The 21,883-nt window shown below is 60.8% G+C and carries 20 protein-coding genes; 8 read left to right on the forward strand and 12 right to left on the reverse strand.

What is annotated here, in order from left to right; all coding sequences use genetic code 11:
- Positions 1-2: 2 nt before the first annotated feature.
- From ssuD to BOP93_RS25790, 5 genes are all read right to left on the reverse strand, one after another.
- Complete coding sequence (ssuD, locus tag BOP93_RS25770; RefSeq protein ID WP_065887042.1) at positions 3-1,151, reverse strand: FMNH2-dependent alkanesulfonate monooxygenase; 1,149 nt, start codon at positions 1,149-1,151, stop codon at positions 3-5.
- A gap of 25 nt (positions 1,152-1,176) precedes the next feature.
- A complete protein-coding gene (locus BOP93_RS25775; RefSeq protein WP_104505055.1) occupies positions 1,177-2,145 on the reverse strand; it encodes a sulfonate ABC transporter substrate-binding protein in 969 nt (322 codons plus the stop codon).
- Positions 2,146-2,241: 96 nt separating this feature from the next.
- On the reverse strand, positions 2,242-2,835 hold the full coding sequence (gene ssuE, locus BOP93_RS25780) for an NADPH-dependent FMN reductase (protein WP_057723407.1): 594 nt from the start codon (positions 2,833-2,835) through the stop codon (positions 2,242-2,244).
- 324 nt (positions 2,836-3,159) lie between these two features.
- Positions 3,160-3,798 (reverse strand): peroxiredoxin, encoded by a 639-nt coding sequence (locus BOP93_RS25785; RefSeq protein ID WP_104505056.1) that lies wholly within the window; start codon positions 3,796-3,798, stop codon positions 3,160-3,162.
- Between the two features lie 272 nt (positions 3,799-4,070).
- Positions 4,071-5,444 carry an OprD family porin gene (locus BOP93_RS25790; RefSeq protein WP_057723405.1) on the reverse strand — a complete coding sequence of 458 codons (1,374 nt, stop codon included), beginning with the start codon at positions 5,442-5,444 and terminating at the stop codon, positions 4,071-4,073.
- 370 nt (positions 5,445-5,814) lie between these two features.
- Between BOP93_RS25790 and tauA the strand changes: the two genes are divergently transcribed.
- Entirely contained in the window at positions 5,815-6,801 is a 987-nt protein-coding gene (tauA, locus tag BOP93_RS25795; RefSeq protein WP_104505057.1) for a taurine ABC transporter substrate-binding protein, read from the forward strand.
- Positions 6,802-6,930: 129 nt separating this feature from the next.
- Here tauA and argA read toward each other — a convergent pair whose 3' ends face one another.
- Positions 6,931-8,229, reverse strand: coding sequence for an amino-acid N-acetyltransferase (gene argA / locus BOP93_RS25800; protein ID WP_104505058.1), 1,299 nt, complete (start codon positions 8,227-8,229; stop codon positions 6,931-6,933).
- 135 nt (positions 8,230-8,364) lie between these two features.
- The gene (gene argE, locus BOP93_RS25805) at positions 8,365-9,513 is read right to left on the reverse strand and encodes an acetylornithine deacetylase (protein WP_104505059.1); all 1,149 of its coding nucleotides are present in this window, start codon (positions 9,511-9,513) and stop codon (positions 8,365-8,367) included.
- Between the two features lie 157 nt (positions 9,514-9,670).
- Here argE and BOP93_RS25810 point away from each other — a divergent pair, with 157 nt between their 5' ends.
- Positions 9,671-11,038 carry an inorganic triphosphatase gene (locus BOP93_RS25810; RefSeq protein ID WP_104505060.1) on the forward strand — a complete coding sequence of 456 codons (1,368 nt, stop codon included), beginning with the start codon at positions 9,671-9,673 and terminating at the stop codon, positions 11,036-11,038.
- Between the two features lie 84 nt (positions 11,039-11,122).
- Here BOP93_RS25810 and BOP93_RS25815 read toward each other — a convergent pair whose 3' ends face one another.
- A complete protein-coding gene (locus BOP93_RS25815) occupies positions 11,123-11,593 on the reverse strand; it encodes an Lrp/AsnC family transcriptional regulator (RefSeq protein WP_043046970.1) in 471 nt (156 codons plus the stop codon).
- Positions 11,594-11,720: 127 nt separating this feature from the next.
- On the opposite strand from BOP93_RS25815, the gene BOP93_RS25820 reads away from it, so the two are divergent.
- The 6 genes from BOP93_RS25820 to BOP93_RS25845 all read left to right on the forward strand — a co-directional run bounded on the left by BOP93_RS25820 (position 11,721) and on the right by BOP93_RS25845 (position 16,957).
- Positions 11,721-12,104 carry a hypothetical protein gene (locus BOP93_RS25820; protein WP_104505061.1) on the forward strand — a complete coding sequence of 128 codons (384 nt, stop codon included), beginning with the start codon at positions 11,721-11,723 and terminating at the stop codon, positions 12,102-12,104.
- A gap of 32 nt (positions 12,105-12,136) precedes the next feature.
- Complete coding sequence (locus BOP93_RS25825; protein ID WP_104505062.1) at positions 12,137-13,819, forward strand: GspE/PulE family protein; 1,683 nt, start codon at positions 12,137-12,139, stop codon at positions 13,817-13,819.
- Positions 13,820-13,896: 77 nt separating this feature from the next.
- Positions 13,897-14,817 carry an SPFH domain-containing protein gene (locus BOP93_RS25830; protein ID WP_003176797.1) on the forward strand — a complete coding sequence of 307 codons (921 nt, stop codon included), beginning with the start codon at positions 13,897-13,899 and terminating at the stop codon, positions 14,815-14,817.
- Between the two features lie 10 nt (positions 14,818-14,827).
- Positions 14,828-15,274: an NfeD family protein gene (locus tag BOP93_RS25835; RefSeq protein ID WP_104505063.1), complete on the forward strand. Its 447-nt coding sequence runs from the start codon at positions 14,828-14,830 to the stop codon at positions 15,272-15,274.
- 68 nt (positions 15,275-15,342) lie between these two features.
- Entirely contained in the window at positions 15,343-15,657 is a 315-nt protein-coding gene (locus BOP93_RS25840) for a DUF2388 domain-containing protein (protein ID WP_057723397.1), read from the forward strand.
- A 157-nt stretch (positions 15,658-15,814) separates the two neighbouring features.
- Positions 15,815-16,957, forward strand: coding sequence for a DegT/DnrJ/EryC1/StrS family aminotransferase (locus BOP93_RS25845; RefSeq protein WP_104505064.1), 1,143 nt, complete (start codon positions 15,815-15,817; stop codon positions 16,955-16,957).
- A gap of 110 nt (positions 16,958-17,067) precedes the next feature.
- Here the strand turns inward: BOP93_RS25845 and gcvH are convergent, their stop codons facing one another.
- The 4 genes from gcvH to BOP93_RS25865 all read right to left on the reverse strand — a co-directional run bounded on the left by gcvH (position 17,068) and on the right by BOP93_RS25865 (position 21,526).
- Positions 17,068-17,451: a glycine cleavage system protein GcvH gene (gene gcvH, locus BOP93_RS25850; protein ID WP_104505065.1), complete on the reverse strand. Its 384-nt coding sequence runs from the start codon at positions 17,449-17,451 to the stop codon at positions 17,068-17,070.
- A gap of 53 nt (positions 17,452-17,504) precedes the next feature.
- A complete protein-coding gene (gene gcvT, locus BOP93_RS25855) occupies positions 17,505-18,587 on the reverse strand; it encodes a glycine cleavage system aminomethyltransferase GcvT (RefSeq protein ID WP_065897672.1) in 1,083 nt (360 codons plus the stop codon).
- A 156-nt stretch (positions 18,588-18,743) separates the two neighbouring features.
- Positions 18,744-20,360, reverse strand: coding sequence for an ABC transporter permease (locus BOP93_RS25860; protein WP_104505066.1), 1,617 nt, complete (start codon positions 20,358-20,360; stop codon positions 18,744-18,746).
- A 161-nt stretch (positions 20,361-20,521) separates the two neighbouring features.
- Complete coding sequence (locus tag BOP93_RS25865) at positions 20,522-21,526, reverse strand: extracellular solute-binding protein (RefSeq protein WP_065887027.1); 1,005 nt, start codon at positions 21,524-21,526, stop codon at positions 20,522-20,524.
- Positions 21,527-21,883 lie beyond the last annotated feature (357 nt).

Below are 21,883 nucleotides of genomic sequence, written 5' to 3' on the forward strand. Positions count from 1 at the left end.
CCTCAGCTCTGTGATGCAGCTTTGGGAAGGATGTCGTTGGCCACCATCTCGCCGAACGGGCTGACATAGCCGGCGCCTTTCGGCAGTTCGGGACGTTCGATATCCAGGTGCGGGAACAGCAACTCGGCGACCCGATACGACTCTTCCAGGTGCGGATAACCGGAGAAGATAAATGTGTCGATGCCCAGGTCCGCGTATTCCTTGACCCGCGCCGCAACCGTTGGGCCATCGCCCACCAGCGCCGTGCCCGCGCCGCCGCGCACCAGCCCGACCCCGGCCCACAGGTTGGGGCTGACTTCCAGGTTGTCGCGACTGCCGCCGTGCAAGGCCGCCATGCGCTGCTGGCCCACCGAGTCGAAGCGCGCCAGGGACGCCTGGGCGCGGGCGATGGTGTCGTCGTCCAAGTGGGAGATCAGTTTATCGGCGGCTTTCCAGGCCTCCTCATTGGTTTCACGCACGATCACGTGCAAGCGAATGCCGAAGCGCAGGGTGCGCCCGAGCTTGTCGGCCTTGGCCCGCACCTGCGCGATCTTTTCCGCCACCGCTGCCGGTGGTTCGCCCCAGGTCAGCACCATTTCCACTTGTTCGGCCGCCAGGTCCTGGGCCGCTTCGGACGATCCGCCAAAATACAGCGGCGGGCGTGGCTGCTGGACCGGCGGGTAGAGCAATTTGGCGCCCTTGACGCTGATGTGCTCGCCGTCGTAATCCACGGTTTCGCCTTCAAGCACGCGGCGCCAGATGCGGGTGAACTCCACCGAGGCCTGGTAGCGCTCTTCGTGACTGAGGAACAAGCCGTCGCCGGCCAGTTCCTCCGGGTCACCGCCGGTGACCAGGTTGAACAGCGCGCGGCCGCCGGAGAGGCGGTCCAGGGTCGCCGCCTGACGCGCAGCCACCGTCGGGGAAATGATCCCGGGGCGCAGCGCGACAAGAAATTTCAGACGCTGGGTCACGGGGATCAGCGAGGCAGCCACCAGCCAGGAATCTTCGCAGGAGCGCCCGGTCGGGATCAGCACCCCGCCGAAGCCCAGGCGGTCGGCGGCCTGTGCCACTTGTTGCAGGTAACCGTGATCGACGGCGCGAGCGCCTTCGGCGGTGCCGAGGTAATGACCGTCGCCGTGGGTAGGCAGGAACCAGAAAATATTGAGGCTCATGGAGTTGTCTCCTGAAGAAGTCGGATTACGGCGCTTTGGCAACAGCGGCGGGTGGGGTCCAGATCACGTCCTTGATGCTCAAGGGCTTGGGAATCAATTTGAGCTGGTAGAAGGCGTCGGCGATTTTCTGCTGGGCCGCGACCACTTCCGGCGTCAGGAACAGCGCGCCGTAGCCCTGGCGTTTCACCGAGGTGAGGGTGATATCAGCCGGCAGGCCGAGCAGCGGCGCGACCTGATCAGTCACTTGCTGCGGGTTGGCCTTGGACCATTCGCCCACGGCGCGCACTTCTTCCACCAGCGCCTTGATCACCTCCGGGTGCTGTTCGGCGTAAGGCTTGGTGGCCAGGTAGAACTGGTGGTTGTCGGCAATGCCGGTGCCGTCGCGCAGGGTGCGCGCTTGCAGCTGTTTCTCGGCGGCGGCCTGGTACGGGTCCCAGATCACCCAGGCGTCCACGCTGCCGCGCTCGAAGGCGGCGCGGGCATCGGCGGGCGGCAGGAATACGGTTTTCACGTCGGTGTAGTTGAGGCCAGCATCTTCCAGGGCACGCACCAGCAGGTAATGCACGTTGGAGCCTTTGTTCAAGACAACGGTTTTGCCCTTGAGCTCAGCCACCGACTTGATCGTAGAGTCTTTCGGCACCAGGATCGCTTCACTGGTCGGCGCCGGTGGCTCATAGGCCACGTAAAGCAGATCCGCACCGGCGGCCTGGGCGAACACCGGTGGGGTTTCGCCGGTGACGCCAAAGTCGATGGAGCCGACATTCAGGCCCTCAAGCAGTTGCGGGCCACCGGGGAACTCGGTCCATTGCACCTGCACGCCCTGAGCAGCCAGGCGCTTTTCCAGCGAGCCCTTGGCCTTGAGCAGCACCAGCGTGCCGTACTTCTGATAACCGATCCGCAGGGTGTCTGCGGCGTGGGCTTGAACGATGGCGCCGAAGGACACAGCCGCAGCAAACAGTGCGACCAGACCGCGACGCAAAATGACAGTGCGCATGGCGCTCTCTCCAAATATGCGAATGGGGTATTGGCTGCACCTGCTTGGCCGTTGGCGGCTGAGTAAGGTGAGTGTTTCCAGATGTTGGGGTAAGGCTCAAATGCTCCAGCGAGCACTCAACAAGCGTTCATTCAGTACATGCGGGTCCAGCGGCTTCGGGCGGCGGGCCATGGCGCTGTAAAACTGCTCCAGGGCTTCCTGCAGACGCTGTTCAAGCACCGGCACCAACTGCGCCTGGGCACTGCCTTCGCCGTAGGCGATCTGGCTGTCTTCGGCAAAAATCCCGTGGAGCAATTCCTGCGCCTTCAGCGCCGACAACACCGGCTTGAGGGCGTAATCCACCGCCAGCATGTGCGCGATGCTGCCGCCGGTGGCCATCGGCAACACCACCTTGTGGGCCAGGGCGCGCTCGGGCAGCAAGTCGAGTACCGTCTTCAAGGCACCGGAGAACGACGCCTTGTACACCGGCGTGGCGATCACCAGGCCATCGGCATTCGCCACTTGCTGCAACAGGTCGATGACCTTGGGGCTGTCGAACCGTGCGTGCAGCAGGTCTTCGGCCGGGAAGTCGCGGATCTGGTAACTCACCACTTCCACGCCCTGATCCTGCAGCCATTGACGGGTTTTCTCCAGCAAGACCCCTGAGCGGGAACGCTGACTGGGACTGCCTCCAAGTGTTACGACCAGCATGTAGGGAATTCCTTAAGCAAGTGTCGGCGGTTCGCTGCGTAGCGATGACGCCAAGATGGAACAGACCTTAGCAGTAGATTTATATATCTTTAAATCTTATTTATTCATTTGTTTATTCCATAAAAACATATGCAGGAAACAGATCGCCACGCAAAAAAAAAGGCCATCGAAATGGCCTGAAAACCCCTGCTTGAAATGCGCTCAACATGTGGGAGGGGGCTTGCCCCCGATAGCGGTGGGTCAGCTAAATATTTGGTAACTGAGGCACCGTAATCGGGGGCAAGCCCCCTCCCACACTGGTCCTGTTTCCAGGTTTGACCTTCGTTAACGGTTGGGTTGTGGGGTAAGGCGCAAGTATGGCTTCACCGCGCGATAGCCCTTCGGAAAGCGTTTCTTGATCTCTTCCTCATCCTTGAGCGACGGTACGATCACCACTTCATCCCCGTCCTGCCAGTTGGCTGGCGTGGCGACCTTATGGTTGTCGGTCAACTGCAGCGAGTCGATCACCCGCAGGATTTCGTGGAAGTTGCGGCCGGTGCTGGCCGGGTAGGTGATGGTCAGGCGGATTTTCTTGTTCGGGTCGATCACGAACAAGGAGCGCACGGTGAGGGTGTCACTCGCGTTGGGATGGATCAGGTCGTAGAGGTCCGAAACCTTGCGGTCGGCATCGGCCAGGATCGGGAAGTTGACGACGGTGTCCTGGGTTTCGTTGATATCTTCGATCCACTTGTGGTGCGAGTCCACCGGGTCCACCGACAGGGCGATAGCCTTGACGCCGCGCTGGGCGAATTCATCCTTGAGCTTGGCGGTGAAGCCCAACTCAGTGGTGCACACCGGGGTAAAGTCCGCCGGATGGGAAAACAGCACACCCCAGCTATCGCCCAGCCATTCGTGGAAACGAATCTTGCCGGCGCTGGAATCCTGTTCGAAGTCGGGGGCGATATCGCCCAGTCTTAGGCTCATGGTGTGGCTCCTGATGAGTGCTTATGGAGCCCACTGTGCATGGATCGGAGCAAATTTAAAAAGAATAAATATCGATTCATCTAGACGATAAAGGAATATTAAAAATCTGTTCATTGGACGTGATCAGCACTGAGGAGCACCATCGTTTCCAAGGTTCGAGAAGGCCTTGAGACGCTGCACAAAGAGGGTTCAGGAAGGGCTTGCGGGGGTTGAGCCCGACTTGAAAAGCAAGACACCCTGCCCGGCATTGCGCCGGGCAAGGTTTTACGCAGTTACTTGAATGCGTAGGTGTAGCTGACGATTACACGGTTTTCGTCCTGATCGCGCGCGGCAGCAACATCGTTGCGCCACATGGCGTTTTTCCAGGCCACGCCGACGTTTTTGAACACGCCTTCCGGAACAACGTACGCAACAGTAATGTCACGTTCCCACTCGGACTGGCCGGTAAACTCGGCACGGCTACCGTTGACGGTGTCGATGTCAGTACCTTTTAGGTACACAACACCAGCGGTCAAGCCAGGCACGCCAACCTTGGCGAAGTCGTAGGAGTAACGAGCCTGCCAGGTACGTTCGCCAGCACGGGCGAACTTGGCGATTTGCATGTCGGTAGTAATGTAGGCCGACGAGCCGTCACCCTGGTTCAACCAAGGGAAATCGCTGCTGCCGTTGCTGACCTGGTAACCACCACCGAAGGTATGACCGGCAACGGTGTACAGGAACAGGCCGCTGTACAGGTTGTTGTCAACCTTGCCACGACCGGAGTTGACACCGCTGTAGTTGCCCGAGGAGAAGTAGGCGGACTCATGGCCGTTCTTACCGTCATCGGAGCTGTTGAAGTAACGCAGGTCAGACTTCAGCACGCCAGGACCGATGGCCCAGTTATGGGTCAGGCCCAGGAAGTGCTGCTTGTAGAAATCTTCCAGATTGCCGTAGTAGTACTGGGCAGTCAGATCCTTGGTGATCTTGTAGTCACCACCGGCGTAGTAGAACTTGTTGCTGTCACGCCAGTTGACGCCACGGGAGTTGGCACCAGAAATCGACAGGTTGTCGACGTTGCTGGAGTTACGACCTTTGGCTTTTTCGATCTGACCGGCAACCAGTGTCAGGTCTTTGTTGAGATCGTTGCTGGTGATCTGGCCACCCTGGAAGGTCTGCGGCAGCAGACGACCGTCGTTGGTCACGATTACCGGCAGCTTGGGCTGCAGCGTGCCCAGCTTCAGTTCGGTCTGGGATATCTTGGCTTTGGCGGTCAGGCCCAGGCTCGAGTAGTTATCAACGGCTTCGCCATTGGACTTGCTCGGGAACACGGTGCCGCCGTAGGAGCTGGCCGTGGCGCCATTGGTGCCGCCGCCGGAATCCAGGCGAACACCCAGCAGGCCGATGGCGTCGAGACCAAAACCTACGGTGCCTTGGGTGTAACCGGAGATGAAGCGCAGGTCAAAGCCCTGGCCCCATTCTTCCTGCTTGTTTTGAACACCGGCGCGCTTGTTGGCAGCAGTACCTGCGGCCGAGTCACGGTTGTCAGTGTTGATGTAGAAGTTACGCAGACCCAGCGTTACTTTACTGTCATCGATGAAACCGGCAGCGCCTGCTTGCTGGGCGATTGCGCCCAACGCTACAGCCACAGCCAAGGTGGACTTCTTCATGTACCGCTCCTCTCATTTCTAATTTTTGTATTTCTTTGGTCTCGGGTCTGACGCCCTCGATCCACAGATGCGCGATTAGCGCCAGATAGTGACCACCAAGTCAATCGTAACCTTGTGTGTCTACTACCTTCGTCTAATCGCAGTTGATTTGGTCCCTGCAGGGTAATGAGTTTTTCATACACCCAAAAAGAATTGTTTCATTCTTTTTCATACGATTCAGGAATAAGCGCGTTCGTGAAACGGACTGGTCAGAGTAGACGAACCTGTCCATAAGCTAATTCCTAAAGGGTATTTACCAGTGCTTTTTTAGATCGATTAGTGTTGACGTTCGGTTGCATACGTCACTCACGATCAAAAAGGCGACGCCATCATGGCCAAACGCACATCCTCCCGTCAATTTGTTACAGTTTTTGTATCGGTATTACTTTCTTTTGGTGTCAACGCGGCGAACCTGACTGTCGGCTACCAGACCGGCATCGATCCCAGCAAAGTCCCCCAGGCCGACGGCCTCTACGAAAAAGCCATTGGCGAAAAGATCGACTGGCGCCGCTTCAACAGTGGTCCGGAAGTGGTCACGGCCATCGCTTCCGGCGATGTACAGATCGGCAACCTGGGCTCCAGCCCGCTCGCGGCGGCCGCTTCACGCAATCTGCCGATTGTCGCGTTTATCGTATCGGCACAAATCAATGCTTCTGAAGCCCTGGTGGTGCGTAACGGCAGCGGTATCGACAAACCCGTCGACCTGATCGGCAAAACCATTGCCACGCCGTTCGTCTCGACCTCCCACTACAGCCTGCTGGGTGCACTCAAGCATTGGGGGTTGGACACCCGGCAAGTCAAAGTCGTGAACCTGCAACCGGCCGAAATCGCCGCCGCGTGGAAACGCGGTGATATTGACGGCGCGTTCGTGTGGTCACCGGCCCTCGGCGAAATCCGCAAGACCGGCAAAACGCTGACAGACGCAGCGCAGGTGGGTCAGTGGGGTGCGCCCACCTTCGAAGTGTGGGTGGCGCGCAAGGATTTCGCTGAAAAACACCCGGACGTCGTGGCCAAGTTTGCCAAGGTCACCCTGGACGCATTCGCCGACTATGCCGCACACAAAGACCGTTGGACGGTGGATTCGGAGCCAGTGCAGAAAATCGCCAAATTGACAGGTTCCAATGCCGCCGATATTCCGGAGTTGTTGGCAGGCACCACCTTTCCGGATGCCCAGGCGCAACAGACTGAGGCACTGCTCAAGGGCGGCACGGCTAAAGCGATTGGGGAGACGGCAAAGTTCTTGAAGGAGCAGGGCAAGGTGGAGACGGTGTTGCCGGACTACTCGGCCTATGTGACCGATAAATTCATCACAGAATAAACGCAGTCCAATGTGGGAGGGGGCTTGCCCCCGATAGCGGTGGGTCAGTTAACTAATAAGTCACTGACAGACCGCGATCGGGGGCAAGCCCCCTCCCACATTAGATATGTATCGTTTGCCAGGCCGGGTTTACAAAGCCTTCTCGAAAATTTTCGAGTTGCGCTGATAGTTGTACAGCGACGCTCGCGCCGACGGCAGGCGGTCCACGCTGCTCGGCACGAAGCCGCGCTCACGGAACCAGTGGGCGGTGCGGGTGGTGAGGACGAACAAGGTCTTCAAACCCTGCGCCCGGGCCCGGGTCTGGATGCGCTCAAGCAACACATCGCCCCGTGCGCCATGGCGGTATTCCGGATTCACCGCCAGGCACGCCAGTTCACCCGCATCCGAATCCGCGATCTGATACAGCGCCGCGCAGGCGATGATCATCCCTTCGCGCTCGACCACGCTGAACTGCTCGATCTCGCGCTCCAGCACTTCGCGCGAGCGACGCACCAGGATGCCCTGCTCTTCCAGCGGGCTGATCAGGTCGAGCAAACCGCCGACGTCCTCGATCGCCGCTTCGCGCACCAGTTCGAATTGCTCCTGGGCGACCAGCGTACCGCCGCCATCGCGGGTGAACAGTTCGGTGAGCAAGGCGCCGTCTTCGACATAGCTGACAATATGGCTGCGCCCTACTCCGCCACGGCAGGCCTCGGCGGCGGCATCGAGCAGCTCGGCCTGGTAGTTGCTGCCCAGACGTTGCAGGTGGGCCGGCACTTGCTGCGGCCGCAGCTCGCGCACCAAACGGCCGTTTTCATCGATAAGACCGAGATCGGCGCCGAACAGCAGCAATTTGTCGGCACCCAGGTCGATGGCGGCGCGGGTGGCGACGTCTTCGCAGGCCAGGTTGAAGATTTCACCGGTGGGCGAATAACCCAACGGCGACAACAGCACGATGGAGCGCTCGTCCAGCAGGCGGCCGATGCCTTTGCGGTCGACCCGGCGCACTTCGCCGGTGTGGTGATAGTCCACGCCTTTGAGCACACCGATTGGCCGCGCCGTCACCAGGTTGCCGCTGGCCACCCGCAGGCGCGAGCCCTGCATGGGCGATGAGGCCATGTCCATGGACAGACGCGCTTCGATGGCGATACGCAGGTGCCCCACCGCGTCGATCACGCACTCCAGGGTTGCCGCATCGGTAATGCGTAAGCCGTCGTGATAAGCCGGAACCAGGCCGCGCGCTTCAAGGCGGGCTTCGATTTGCGGACGCGAGCCGTGGACCAGTACCAGTCGCACACCCAGGCTGTGCAACAGCACCAGGTCGTGGACGATATTGCCGAAATTCGGGTGTTCCACACCATCGCCGGGCAGCATGACCACAAAGGTGCAGTCGCGGTGAGCGTTGATGTAGGGCGAAGCGTGACGAAGCCAATTAACGTAGTCGGGCATAACACCTGGGCCTGTAATAAAAAGCAGCCAAAAAGGGATCAATCGTGAAAGCGCACAGCGGGCTGATGGTTATCGTCGGAACAGGCTTGGCGACACGCTCACTCTCCTTCTATGTACGAACAGGCAGGGGTTAATTTATGCGGGTTTCAGGCAGTAATGTTCGATCAGTTCCCGCAATAGACGCACTGTAGGCGTCAAGCGTGACATTTCGAGGTATTCGCCCGGCTGGTGCGCACAGGCAATATCGCCAGGGCCAAGCACCAGGGTTTCGCAACCAAGGCGCTGAAGATAAGGCGCTTCGGTGCCGAACGCCACCGCTTCGGCGCGATGACCGGTCAAACGCTCTGCGACCCGCACCAGTTCGGCGTCTTCCGGCTGTTCGAACGGCGGCACTTCGGGGAACAGCGGCGCGTAGTCGATCTTGACCTGATGACGCTCGGCCAGGGGTTGCAGCTTCTGCCGGATGGCGTCGCGCAGGACCTGCGGGTCCATGCCCGGCAACGGCCGCAGGTCGAATTCCAGGGAGCATTGGCCGCAGATGCGGTTGGGGTTGTCGCCGCCATGGATACAGCCAAAGTTCATGGTCGGCTGCGGCACGCTGAACTGCGGGTTGCGGTATTCGCGTTGCCAGGCCAGACGCAGGCCGCGCAGTTCGCCGATGGCGTCGTGCATGGCTTCGAGGGCGCTGTGGCCCAGGCTCGGGTCCGATGAATGGCCGCTTTGGCCAAGAATGTCGATGCGCTCCATCATCACGCCTTTGTGCAGGCGGATCGGCTTGAGACCGGTCGGCTCGCCGATCACCGCCGCGCGGCCCAGCGGGCGTCCGGCTTCGGCCAATGCGCGAGCGCCGGACATGGAGCTTTCCTCATCGCACGTGGCGAGGATCAGCAACGGTTGCTTGAACGGTTGATCCAGCAGCGGCAACACGGCTTCGATGACCAGGGCGAAGAAGCCCTTCATGTCGCAACTGCCCAGTCCTACCCAGCGGCCGTCGACTTCCGTCAGCTTGAGCGGATCGGTTTTCCACAATGCCGCGTCGTAGGGCACCGTGTCGCTGTGACCGGCCAGCACCAGGCCGCCGGGGCCGCTGCCAAAGCTGGCCAGCAGGTTGAATTTGCCGGGGCTGACGTGCTGGATGTCGATGGCAAAGCCCAGGTCGCCCAGCCAGGTGGCGAGCAGATCGATCACCGGGCGGTTGGTCTGATCCAGCGACGCTTGAGTGCAACTGACCGACGGCGCGGCAATCAACGCGGCGAACTGCTCTTTCATGGACGGTAACGGCATACGCGGTCTCCCACTTCCCGGATGAGCCCCACTATAGAGCCATCTGCACGACACAATAAACCGTTGCGGCACGTTGCCGGGCTCAGTCCTGTACACTGCACGACCTTGGCAGCCACACTTTTCCCCGGCTGCGCTCCCGATCCTGGATTTTCCGGCCATGCAGAAAGAAACCGAAATCAAGCTCCGCGTCAGCCGCGAAACACTCGCCGCGCTGCGTGAGCACCCGCTACTGAAAAAACGCAACAAAAGTGGCTGGGAACGCCGTGAGTTGATGAATCAGTACTTCGACACCCCCGAACGCGACCTGGCCCAGGCCAAGGTGGCCCTGCGCCTGCGCAAGGATGGTGACGACATCATCCAGACCCTCAAGACCCGCGGCCAGAGTGTTGCCGGCTTGTCGGAACGCAACGAATACAACTGGGACCTGCCCAAAGCCAAGCTCGACGTGAAGAAGCTCGACGGCGAGTGCTGGCCCGAGCAACTGGCCGAGCTGGACAAAAAGACCCTCAAGCCGATCTTTACCACCGACTTCGTGCGCGAACGCGCCGAAATCGCCTGGGGTCGCGGCAAGGCCAAGGTGGTGATCGAAGCCGCCCTGGACCTGGGCCATGTGGTGGTCGGCAAGCAGAAGGAAGAAATCTGCGAGCTGGAACTGGAACTGCGCGAAGGCGAACCGGCAGCCCTGCTGGAACTGGCCGCCGAACTGGCGGCAACCCTGGCGCTGATGCCGTGTGACATCAGCAAGGCCGAACGTGGCTATCGCCTGTACGACGCCAGCAGCTATTCCCTGAGCCTGCCGGCACCGCAGATTCAAGCCGAAATGCCGTTGGACGACGCCTTCGCTGCGATCATGTGGCATCTGCTGGGCAGCAGCCAGCGCCTGGCCGAGCAATATCGCTTCAATGGACACTGGCGTCTGTTGCAGGACTGGGTCGAGAACCTCGGCGAGTTGCGCGCCCTGATCGGCAGCCTCGGCCAGGCCGCGCCGCGCCAATCCACCAGCGAGTTGCGCAGTGCCCTGGATGCGTTGCTGGAAGACTGGCGCCCGCTGGTCCAGGCCGGTGACGATGATGAAGACATTCGCAAAGCCGCACCGGAGCAGTTCGTTGAAGAATTGCAGGATGTGCGCTGGGGCCTGTTCTCCCTGAACACCTCGCGCTGGCTGCTGGCCCGCACCTGGACCGAAGCGCGCAACGTGCGTGGCAACCGTCAGGGCGCAGCGCAGATCACCAACTGGCTACCGCGCCTGCTGGCCGATGACGCCGTTGCCCTGCAACTGCCGCGTTACCAGCAGCAGCCCGAAGACCTGGCCGAGCAATTGCCGCGCATCGAACGCATCCAGGCCTGGCTGCACCATGCGCGCCACGTGGTGGACATTCCGGAACTGGACCGCTTGTACGGCGAGCTGAACAAGCTGGCGCACCTGGCCAACCAGCCGATTACCGATGAGTCGCTGGATGCGCGGATGCACCAGGCGATTGCGGTGTATCAGAATCGGGCCTGGAAGACCTTACTGCGTCTGTAATACCGCCATCGGGGGCAAGCCCCCTCCCACAGGGAAATGCATTCCAATGTGGGAGGGGGCTTGCCCCCGATGAGGCCGGCTCTGTCAGCGCAATACTGGCAGGCTGGTGGTGGACTTGATCTCCGACAAAGCCACAATCGAATTGACCTCCTGGATCCCCGGCACCATCGACAACTTGTCAAAGAAAAACCGCTCGTACGCCTCGATGTCCGACGCAACAATGCGCAATAAAAAATCCACCGCCCCCATCAGCACGTAACACTCCAGCACTTCCGGAAAGCCACGAATCGCCTCGGTGAACTCGGTGAAGTTGGATCGACCGTGGGCGTTGAGTTTGACCTCGGCGAAGATCTGCGTGTTGAGGCCGATTTTCTTGCGGTCCAGCAGCGTCACCTGGCCGCGAATCACGCCCTCTTCCTTCAACCGCTGGATGCGCCGCCAGCAGGGCGACTGGGACAGGCCGACCTGTTCGGCGATCTGCGCGCTGGAGAGCGACGCGTCCTCTTGCAGCAGGGCCAGGATACGGCGGTCATACACGTCCAACTCACTGTGCATAAAAATACCTTCTATGGCGCTTATCTTGAATTATATGATTCAATTTTGTGCGATTCATGCGCATCTTAGATAAGAAATCTCCCAAGGCGAATGTAAAAATTTCTCCAGTCGAATCTGGAGAGTCAGCATGCACGCCGTCGAAACCGTCCACCCTGTCACCCGCGCCGATGCGTGGGCTGTCGATAGCCTCCAGTGCGAGGCCCATTATCGGATTGCCGCAGAGGCGGAACCGGACGTGCTGTGCCGGGTACTCAATTACTTCGCGCTGCAATTTCTCACGCCCAGCCAGGTGATCGTGAACAGGCAAGACGACCTGCTGCATATCGACATCGTGATGGACGGCCTGAGCTGGCATCGCGCCCAGGTGATCGGTGAAAAGTTTCGAAACCTGATCAGCGTGTGTTCCGTCGAGCTGTGGCCGGCAGGTAGCGCGCGGCCCCACGCCGTGGTGGCAGCCTCTCGGCAAAAGCCTGCAATACACGCCCAGGGAGAATGTTCAGAAGCTGGCTAGCCTGGGATTACACCCCGACGCCAGGAACCTCCATGTCTCCCGTCCTGCAAGATCGCCCTCTGGAACTGCAACAGTTGCTGCCTGCATTGATCGAGCAGCAACTGATTACGCCAGAGACGGCGCGGCAACTATCGTCCGCTCCCGCCAGCGCCCGGCACCCCCTGGAATTGATCGCCGCACAAGGAACGTGCCTGGAAACACTGACGCAGTGGCTGGCCCGGCACGTCGATCAGCCTTATCTACGCATCGACCCGTTGAAGATCGACGTGGCGACGGTGGTGCCGCTGATGTCCCACGCCTTCGCCCAGCGCCACGCCATTCTTGCAGTGGCTGTGGATGCGCGCAGCGTGACGGTTGCCAGCGCTCAGCCCCATGTCAGCGGCTGGGAGGCCGGGCTGTCCCAGGTACTCAAACGCTCGATCAAGCGCGTGGTGGCCAACCCCCAAACCCTCCAGCGCTGTATCAATGAATTTTACCGTCTGGCCAGATCGGTCAGCGGTGCCGACCAGCAAATGGCGCCCCCCGGTACTGTCGAACGGCTCAGCCTGGGCGCCGGCGATAGCGAGCCGCATGCCGATGATGCGCATATCGTCAATATCGTCGACTGGCTGTTGCAGTACGCCTTTGATCAACGGGCCAGCGATATCCATATCGAGCCCTGCCGCGAACAGGGACGTGTGCGCTTTCGCATTGACGGGCTATTGCATGACGTCTACCAATTTCCGCCCCAGGTCACCACCGCTGTCGTCAGCCGGCTGAAAAGCCTTGGGCGTATGAATGTGGCGGAAAAGCGCAAGCCCCAGGATGGGCGCATCAACACGAAAACGGTGGGCGTTGAAGTGGAACTGCGCCTGTCGACCTTGCCCACCGCCTTCGGCGAAAAGTTGGTCATGCGCATTTTTGATCCCCAGGTGCTGCTCAAGGATTTCGATCAACTGGGGCTGTCCGCCGACGATCAGCAGCGCTGGCAGATCATGACCCAACAGGCCAACGGCATCATTCTGGTCACCGGCCCCACCGGCTCGGGCAAGACCAGCACGCTCTACAGCACCCTCAGGCAACTGGCGACCCGGGAGGTCAACCTGTGCACGGTGGAGGACCCCATCGAAATGGTCGAGCCGGCATTCAACCAGATGCAGGTGCAGCACAACATCGATCTGACCTTCGCCAGCGGTATCCGCGCGTTGCTGCGCCAGGACCCGGACATCATCATGATCGGCGAGATTCGCGACCAGGAGACCGCCGAGATGGCGATCCAGGCCGCGCTGACCGGGCATCTGGTGCTGTCAACGCTGCACACCAACGATGCGCCGAGCGCCATCAGCCGCTTGCAGGAGTTGGGCATCGCTCATTATTTGATCAAGGCGACGCTGATAGGCGTCATGGCACAGCGCCTGGTGCGCGTGCTGTGCCCCCATTGCAAACGCGGCGTGGCCGACGTCTACGCAGCGGTCGGGTGTGGAGAGTGCCGCGACAGTGGCTATCGGGGCAGGGCCGGGCTTTACGAGATCATGGTCCTGGATGAAACCCTCAAGGCGCTGATCACCCCCGGCGCCGACGTTCAGGCCTTGCGCCATGCCGCACTCGGGCAAGGCATGCACAGCCTGCGGATGGCCGGCATGCAAAAGGTGAAGGCGGGGCTGACGACGCTGGCGGAAGTCCTCAGGGTTACCCCTGGGGATTCAGAAACAAATCCTTTGTGCATTGGGCAATGAAACCGTCCTTATCCGTGACGACACCGTTACAATCGACCGAACGTCGTGTCACTGACATCATCAGATAGGGAATCGCAATGCAGATCGGAACCGTACTGCTTCTTTTCGTGGGATTGGCCATTGCCATCCTGTTCATGGGTTTCAAGGTGGTGCCCCAGGGCTACCAGTGGACCGTCGAACGTTTCGGCCGCTATACCAATACCCTCAAGCCCGGCCTGAACATCATCATCCCGGTCATGGACCGCATCGGCCGCAAGATCAACGTGATGGAAAGCGTGCTGGATATCCCGCCCCAGGAAGTGATTACCGCCGACAACGCCACCGTGCAGATTGACGCCGTGTGCTTCTTCCAGGTGGTCAACACTGCCCAGGCCGCGTATGAGGTGAACAACCTCGAACATGCCATTCGCAACCTGCTGCAAACCAATATCCGTACGGTGCTCGGCTCCATGGAGCTGGATGCCATGCTCAGCCAGCGCGACGGTATCAACGAAAAGCTGTTGCGCACCGTCGACGAAGCCACGGCGCCGTGGGGCATCAAGATCACTCGTATCGAAATCAAGGACATCAGCCCGCCCGCCGACCTGATGGCGGCCATGTCCGGGCAAATGAAAGCCGAGCGGATCAAGCGTGCGCAGATCCTCGAAGCCGAAGGCCTGCGAGCCTCGGCGATCCTTACCGCCGAGGGCAAGAAACAGGCGCAGATCCTCGAGGCCGAGGGTAGCCGCCAGGCCGCCTTCCTCGAATCCGAAGCCCGTGAACGGCAGGCCGAGGCTGAAGCCCGCGCGACCCAGGTGGTCTCGGAAGCGATCGCCTCCGGCAACGTCCAGGCGGTGAACTACTTCGTCGCGCAGAAATACATCGATGCCCTGGGCAAGCTGGCATCGGCCAACAACAGCAAAGTTATCCTGATGCCGCTGGAAGCCAGCCAGGTGATTGGTGCCGTGGGCGGTATCGGCGAGATCGTCAAAGCCACCTTCGACAACAAGAAAGGCTGAGGTCGCCACCATGTGGGATTTCCTGCAGCATCTTTCGTTCTGGGACTGGTTGGCGCTGGGCACCGTGTTGTTGATTCTCGAGGTGTTCGGTGCCGGAGGCTACCTGTTGTGGATGGGTATCGCCGCAGCGGCCGTGGGCGTGATCAAGTTTATTGTCCCGCCCCTTGGACTTGAGTGGCAACTGCTGCTGTTTGCCCTGTTGTCGATATTGACGGCCGTGTACTGGTGGAGACGCCAACGCAGCAGCGCCAAGGCCAGCGACCAGCCCGGCTTGAACGAGCGCGGCTCAGAGCTGGTCGGGCGCACGTTCGTGGTGCATCAGGCGATAGTGGACGGCAGGGGCAAGGTCAAGGTCGGCGATGGCGTATGGATGGTCACCGGTACCGATGCCCCTGTAGGCTCTCAAGTCCGCGTGATTGGGCAGGATGGCGTGGTTTTAAAGGTTGAAACTGTTTAGTCAGTGATGGAACTGGATAAGGTTAACTACAATCAAAACGTACAGATAACCCACCGGAGTCACCCATCATGCGTCTTAAATATGCTGTCGCAACCCTCGCTGTGCTCTCCCTCCCTGTCGGCTCAGCCATGGCCGACAGCTTCTGGCGTAATGTCATCTCGTCGGGCGCCACCACCGGCTCGACCTACCTGACCTTCAAGGACCACAAAATGGTCGTCGCCGCCCAGGACGACGCCGGCAGCTTCGTCGCCAGCGACGGCGGCATCCGCGGCCCGTACCTGGAGGCGGCCATGCAGAAAGTGCGCGCCGACAACCCTGGCCTGCAGGCCACGGACATGGAACTGGCCAACGCCATCCTCGCGAAGAACGCTGTTACCGAGTAACGACTACAGCGTAAAAAATGCCGCTTTTTCAAGCGGCATTTTTTTGCCTGCAACATGACGAATCGTTCACGGGCGACAGGCTATATTCAGTCGAGCCGTGCAACCATGCAGGACTCACACGTCCATCACTCATCGCCTACCGGATGCCTTCTTCGTCATGAGCCAACAGCCTTTCCTGCCGTTCTCCAAACCTACCATTGACGAAGCCACGATCTCGGCGGTCGGCGATGTCCTGCGTTCCGGCTGGATCACCAGTGGGCCGAAGGTGCAGGCATTCGAAGCGCAGTTGTCGGAATACTTTGGCGGCCGCCCGGTGCGCACCTTCAACTCCGGCACCTGCACCATGGAGATTGCCTTGCGCATCGCCGGCATCGGGCCTGGGGATGAAGTCATCACTACGCCGATCTCCTGGGTCGCCACGGCCAACGTCATCCTCGAGGTGGGCGCCACCCCGGTCTTTGCCGATATCGACCCGGTCACCCGCAACATCGATCTGGCTCAGGTTGAAGCGGCGATCACCCCGCGCACCAAGGCGATCATCCCGGTCTACCTGGCCGGCTTGCCCCTGGATATGCCGATGCTCTATGCGCTGGCCAACAAGTACAAGCTGCGCATCGTCGAGGATGCCGCCCAGGCGCTGGGGTCCAGCTGGGACGGGGAACGCATTGGCGCTACCGGCGACTTCGTGTCGTTCAGCTTCCAGGCGAACAAGAACATCACCTCATCCGAAGGCGGCTGCCTGGTGTTGAACAACGCTGAAGAAGCCCGCCTGGCCGAAAAATACCGCCTGCAAGGTGTGACCCGCAGCGGTTTCGATGGCCTGGATGTGGACGTGCTGGGCGGCAAGTTCAACATGACCGATATCGCCGCCGCCATCGGCCTCGGGCAATTTGCCCACATCGAGAAGATCACCGCCCATCGCCAGAACCTGGCACGCCACTACTTCGAATGCTTCGGCAGTGATTTTGAACAACAGTACGGCGCGCAACTGCCGCCGGCGGACTTCGAAAACAGCAACTGGCACCTGTTCCAACTGGTATTGCCGGAGCGTCAGGATGGTCTGCCCGCCCGCGCTACGTTTATGGAGCAGATGCAGGCCCTTGGCGTCGGCATTGGCTATCACTACCCGCCCATCCACCTGCTGAGCCTGTATCGGGCACAGGGTTTCAAGGAAGGGATGTTCCCGGTGGCGGAGCGTGTTGGGCGATTGATCGTGTCGTTGCCGATGTTCACGGCGATGACGGAAGCGGATGTGGAGCGGGCTGTGGCGGCGGTCAAAACGATATTGAAAGCAGGCTGATTACTTAATGTGGGAGGGGGCTTGCCCCCGATTGAGGTGGGTCAGCCACTGATGAGGAGACTGACACTCCGCCATCGGGGGCAAGCCCCCTCCCACATTGGGTTCTGTGTTTACTCGCCGATAGCGGCTTTGTAGCCGGCAGCGTCCAGCAGTTTCTCCAGATCAGCCGCGTTGCTTGGCTTGAGCTTGAAGATCCAGGCGCCGTAGGGGTCGGAGTTCAACAGCTCAGGACTCCCACCCAACTCTTCGTTGACCGCAATCACCTCGCCTGCAACCGGGGCATAGATGTCCGAAGCAGCTTTCACCGACTCAACCACCCCCGCCTGGCCCTGGGCTTCAAATGTGGCACCCACCTCGGCCAGCTCAACAAACACCACATCGCCCAACGCTTCCTGAGCATGGTCGGAGATCCCGACGGTCACGCTGCCGTCGGCTTCCAGACGGGCCCACTCATGACTTTCGGCAAAACGCAGGTCGGCAGGGATATTGCTCATAGTCTGTGTCCTCAAGAAGAAATGTCAGCGGCCAGTGGCCTGCCGGAAAATAGTTAGATCAAGGTTTTGCCATGGCGGACGAAGGTCGGCTTGACCACTCGAACCGGGTACCACTTACCGCGGATTTCCACTTCGGCCCGGTCGGCGGTCGCCGTCGGTACACGCGCCAGGGCAATGGATTTGCTAAGCGTAGGTGAGAAACTACCACTGGTGATCTCCCCTTCGCCAACATTGGCGATACGAACTACCTGGTGAGCACGCAGAACCCCACGTTCTTCCAGGACCAGCCCGACCAATTTGAACTGCACACCGGCCGCTTTTTCCGCTTCCAGCGCGGCGCGGCCGATAAAATTGCGCCCTGCCGGTTCCCAGGCGATGCTCCAGGCCATGTTGGCCGCCAGGGGCGACACCTGCTGGTGGATATCCTGACCATACAGGTTCATGCCGGCCTCCAGGCGCAAGGTATCGCGCGCGCCGAGACCGATGGGGGAAATACCGGCGCCCACCAGGTCGTTGAAAAACCCCGGCGCCTGGTCGGCAGGCAGGACAATTTCCAGACCGTCTTCGCCGGTGTAACCGGTGCGGGCGATAAACCAGTCGCCGTCGGCCTGGCCTTCGAACGGTTTGAGCTGATGGATCAGGGTGCCACGGGACTGGGTCACCAGTTCGGCGATCTTCTGCCGCGCGTGGGGCCCTTGAATGGCGAGCATGGCCAGCTCGGAGCGCTCCTGCAACTGCACTTGATAGCTGCCCAGTTGCGCCTGCATCCAGGCCATGTCCTGGTCACGGGTGGCGGCGTTGACCACCAGTCGGTATCCGGTTTCGGTACGGTAGACGATCATGTCGTCCACCACCCCGCCCTGCTCGTTGAGCATGGCGCTGTACAACGCACGGCCGCAGCCGTGCAATCGATCGACATCATTGGCCAGCAGGTGCTGGAGCCATTCCTTGGCCTGGGGGCCGGTGACATCGATCACGGTCATATGAGATACATCGAACACCCCGCAGTCGCGCCGCACCTGATGGTGCTCCTCAACTTGCGAGCCGTAATGCAAAGGCATATCCCAACCGCCAAAATCGACCATTTTCGCGCCGAGGGCGAGATGCAGGTCATACAGAGGCGTACGCTGTCCCATGGGTTTCTCCTTCCGGGCTTGGCGAAGGTGCGCAGAGCTGCCACTTGCGCCGAACACCTTGAACGACAAGGCCCGCAGCCACATACAGCAGGTCGATCCGAAAGACGGAGCACACCGAATGCCGCGCATTGTAGCCGCAAGCTGTAGGACTGGCACCTAGCCGATTTGTCGTGCGGAGCGCCGAATCAACCCGATGACCGGCAACAACCCGACCAGCACCAGGGTCAACGCCGGCAGCGAGGCCCGCGCCCATTCCCCTTCACTGGTCATTTCAAAGATGCGCACCGCCAGGGTGTCCCAGCCAAACGGGCGCATCAGCAAGGTGGCGGGCATTTCCTTGAGCACATCGACAAACACCAGCAGCGCCGCGCTCAGGGTGCCGGGCAGCAGGAGCGGCAGATACACCTTGCAAAACAGTTGTGGCCCACTCACGCCCAGGCTGCGTGCGGCCTCGGGCAACGATGGGCGAATACGCGCCAGGCTGTTTTCCAGAGGTCCGTAGGCGACCGCCAGGAATCGCACCAGATACGCCAGCACCAGCGCCGACAGGCTGCCCAGCAGCAACGGCTTGCCCGCGCCGCCCAGCCAGCCCGACAGCGGCACCACCAGTTCGCGGTCCAGATAGCTGAAGGCCAACATGATCGACACCGCCAACACCGACCCGGGCAAGGCATAACCGACATTCGCCAGGCTGATGCCGGAGCGGATCGCCCGCGTCGGCGCCAGGCGGTTGGCGAACGCCAGTATCAGCGCCACGCTGACAGTCACCAGCGCCGCTATCCCACCCAGGTACAGCGTATGCACGATCAGGCCGGTGTAGCGCTCATCCAGGTCGAAGCGGCCGCGCTGCCAGAACCAGGCCACCAGTTGCAGCATCGGGATCACAAACGCGCAGGCGAACACCAGGCCACACCAACCGCTGGCCGCGGCCGCCTTGACCCCACGCAGGTGATACAGCGCCTTGCTGCGCGGGCGCTCGTTGCCGGGCCGGCTCGCTCCACGCGCGCGCCGTTCGCCATACAGCACCAGCATCACCACCAGCAACAACAGGCTGGCCAGTTGAGCGGCGCTGGACAGGCTGAAAAAGCCGTACCAGGTTTTATAGATGGCGGTGGTGAATGTGTCGAAATTGAACACCGAGACCGCACCAAAATCCGCCAGGGTTTCCATCAGGGCCAAGGCGACACCAGCACCAATCGCCGGCCGCGCCATGGGCAGCGCCACGCGCCAGAACGCCTGCCACGGCGACTGGCCCAGCACCCGTGCCGCTTCCATCAAGCCCTTGCCCTGGGCCAGGAATGCCGAACGCGCCAGCAGATAGACATAGGGGTAGAACACCAGCACCAAGACGATGATCACGCCGCTGGTGGAGCGCACGCGGGGCAGGCGCAGCCCCGCGCCGAACCCTTCGCGCAGCAGGGTCTGCACCGGGCCTGCAAAGTCCAGCAGTCCTACAAACACGAAGGCCAGCACATAGGCCGGAATCGCAAAGGGCAGCATCAACGCCCAATCCAGCCAGCGCCGCCCCGGGAACTCGCAGAGGCTGGTCAGCCAGGCCAGGCTCACCCCCAGCAAGGTCACGCCAACGCCGACGCCGAGTACCAGGGTCAAGGTGTTGCCCAGCAAGCGAGGCATCTGGGTGTCCCACAGGTGGGACCAGATTTGTTGATCGATGCTTTGCCAGGACAGCAACAGCACGCTCAGCGGCAGCAGCACCAGGGCGGCGATGGTGAAGACCGGCAGGTACCAGCGGCGTTGGGCGGGGTGGGCCAAAAGCAAATTCCCTGGGAATGGACTGTCTGACAGCAGACATAAAACAGTGTGGGAGGTGGCTTGCCCCCGATGAGGGAGTGTCAGACACCGGTGATTAGACTGACACGCCGTCATCGGGGGCAAGCCACCTCCCACATTTTGATTGGCGGCGATTTAAAAACTCAGTTCCAACCGGCGCGGTCCATCAAGCGGATCGCCTCGGCCTGACGCTTGCCCGCCACCTCCACCGGCAAGGTATCGGCCACGAATTTGCCCCAGGTCGCCACTTCGGCCGACGGCGGTACCGCCGGGTTGGCCGGAAATTCCTGGTTCACGTCGGCGAAGATCTTCTGCGCCTCAGGCGTGGTCATCCATTCCACCAGGGCCTTGGCCGCTGCCGGGTGTGGCGCGTGTTTGGTCAAGCCAATGCCCGACAGGTTCACATGCACGCCACGGTCGCCCTGGTTCGGCCAGAACAGCTTCACCGCCAGGTCCGGCTTCTGCTTGTGCAGGCGACCGTAGTAGTAAGTGTTGACGATACCCACGTCGCATTGCCCGGCGTTGATCGCCTCCAGCACCGCAATATCGTCGGAGAACACGTCGGTGGACAGGTTATTCACCCAGCCTTTGACGATTTCTTCGGTCTTTGCCGCGCCGTGGGTCTCGATCAGCGTGGCGGTCAGGGACTGGTTGTAGACCTTTTTCGCCGTGCGCAGGCACAGGCGGCCTTCCCACTGTTTGTCGGCCAGGGCTTCGTAGGTGGTCAGGTCGCCCGGTTTTACCCGATCGGTGGAGTAGGCGATGGTGCGCGCGCGCAGGCTCAAACCGGTCCACGCATGGGCCGAAGAGCGGTATTGCAACGGGATATTCTTGTCGATCACCTCGGAGGTGAACGGCTGCAGGATGCCCATCTGCTCGGCCTGCCAGAGGTTGCCGGCGTCGACGGTGAGCAGCAGGTCAGCGGTGGCATTTTCGCCCTCGGCCTTGATGCGCTGCATCAGCGGGGCTTCCTTGTCGGTGATGAACTTCACCTGTACGCCGGTCTTGCGGGTATAGGCGTCGAACACCGGCTTGATCAGTTCGTCGATGCGCGAGGAGTAGACCACCACTTCGTCAGCGGCCTGCGCGGTGGCGCTGCCGATCAGGGTGAGTGCCAGGGCAGTCAGGAGGCGCTTGGATGCCAACATGGGTGCGGTCTCTCATTTGCAAAAAGAGCGCAAATGATAAGGACTCACATTTGGTAACGCTTGATGGAGGCGTTACCAGATGTTGCACGGCTTGAGGTATGTGTGAGGGCTGGCGGCCTCATCGGGGCATAGGTATCTACACAACCCAGCAGCGCCCAACCGTAACCACGATGCGAAGCGAGTCGCTCTTGATCTGGCTTTTGATCTTGATCTGCTTTTGATCCTAGGCGCCCCGTTAAACCACGCTGGCCGAACGCAGGCTTGAATCCGTGGGTAACCCGGCAGGACGCCGGGTTAGCCGCACTGGGCCAGGGATGGCCCATTGCGGCGGCCCACGGATTCAAGCCTGCGTTCGGG

Origin of the sequence: Pseudomonas orientalis (assembly GCF_002934065.1) — a bacterium.
Taxonomy (GTDB): Bacteria; Pseudomonadota; Gammaproteobacteria; order Pseudomonadales; family Pseudomonadaceae; genus Aquipseudomonas; species Aquipseudomonas orientalis_A.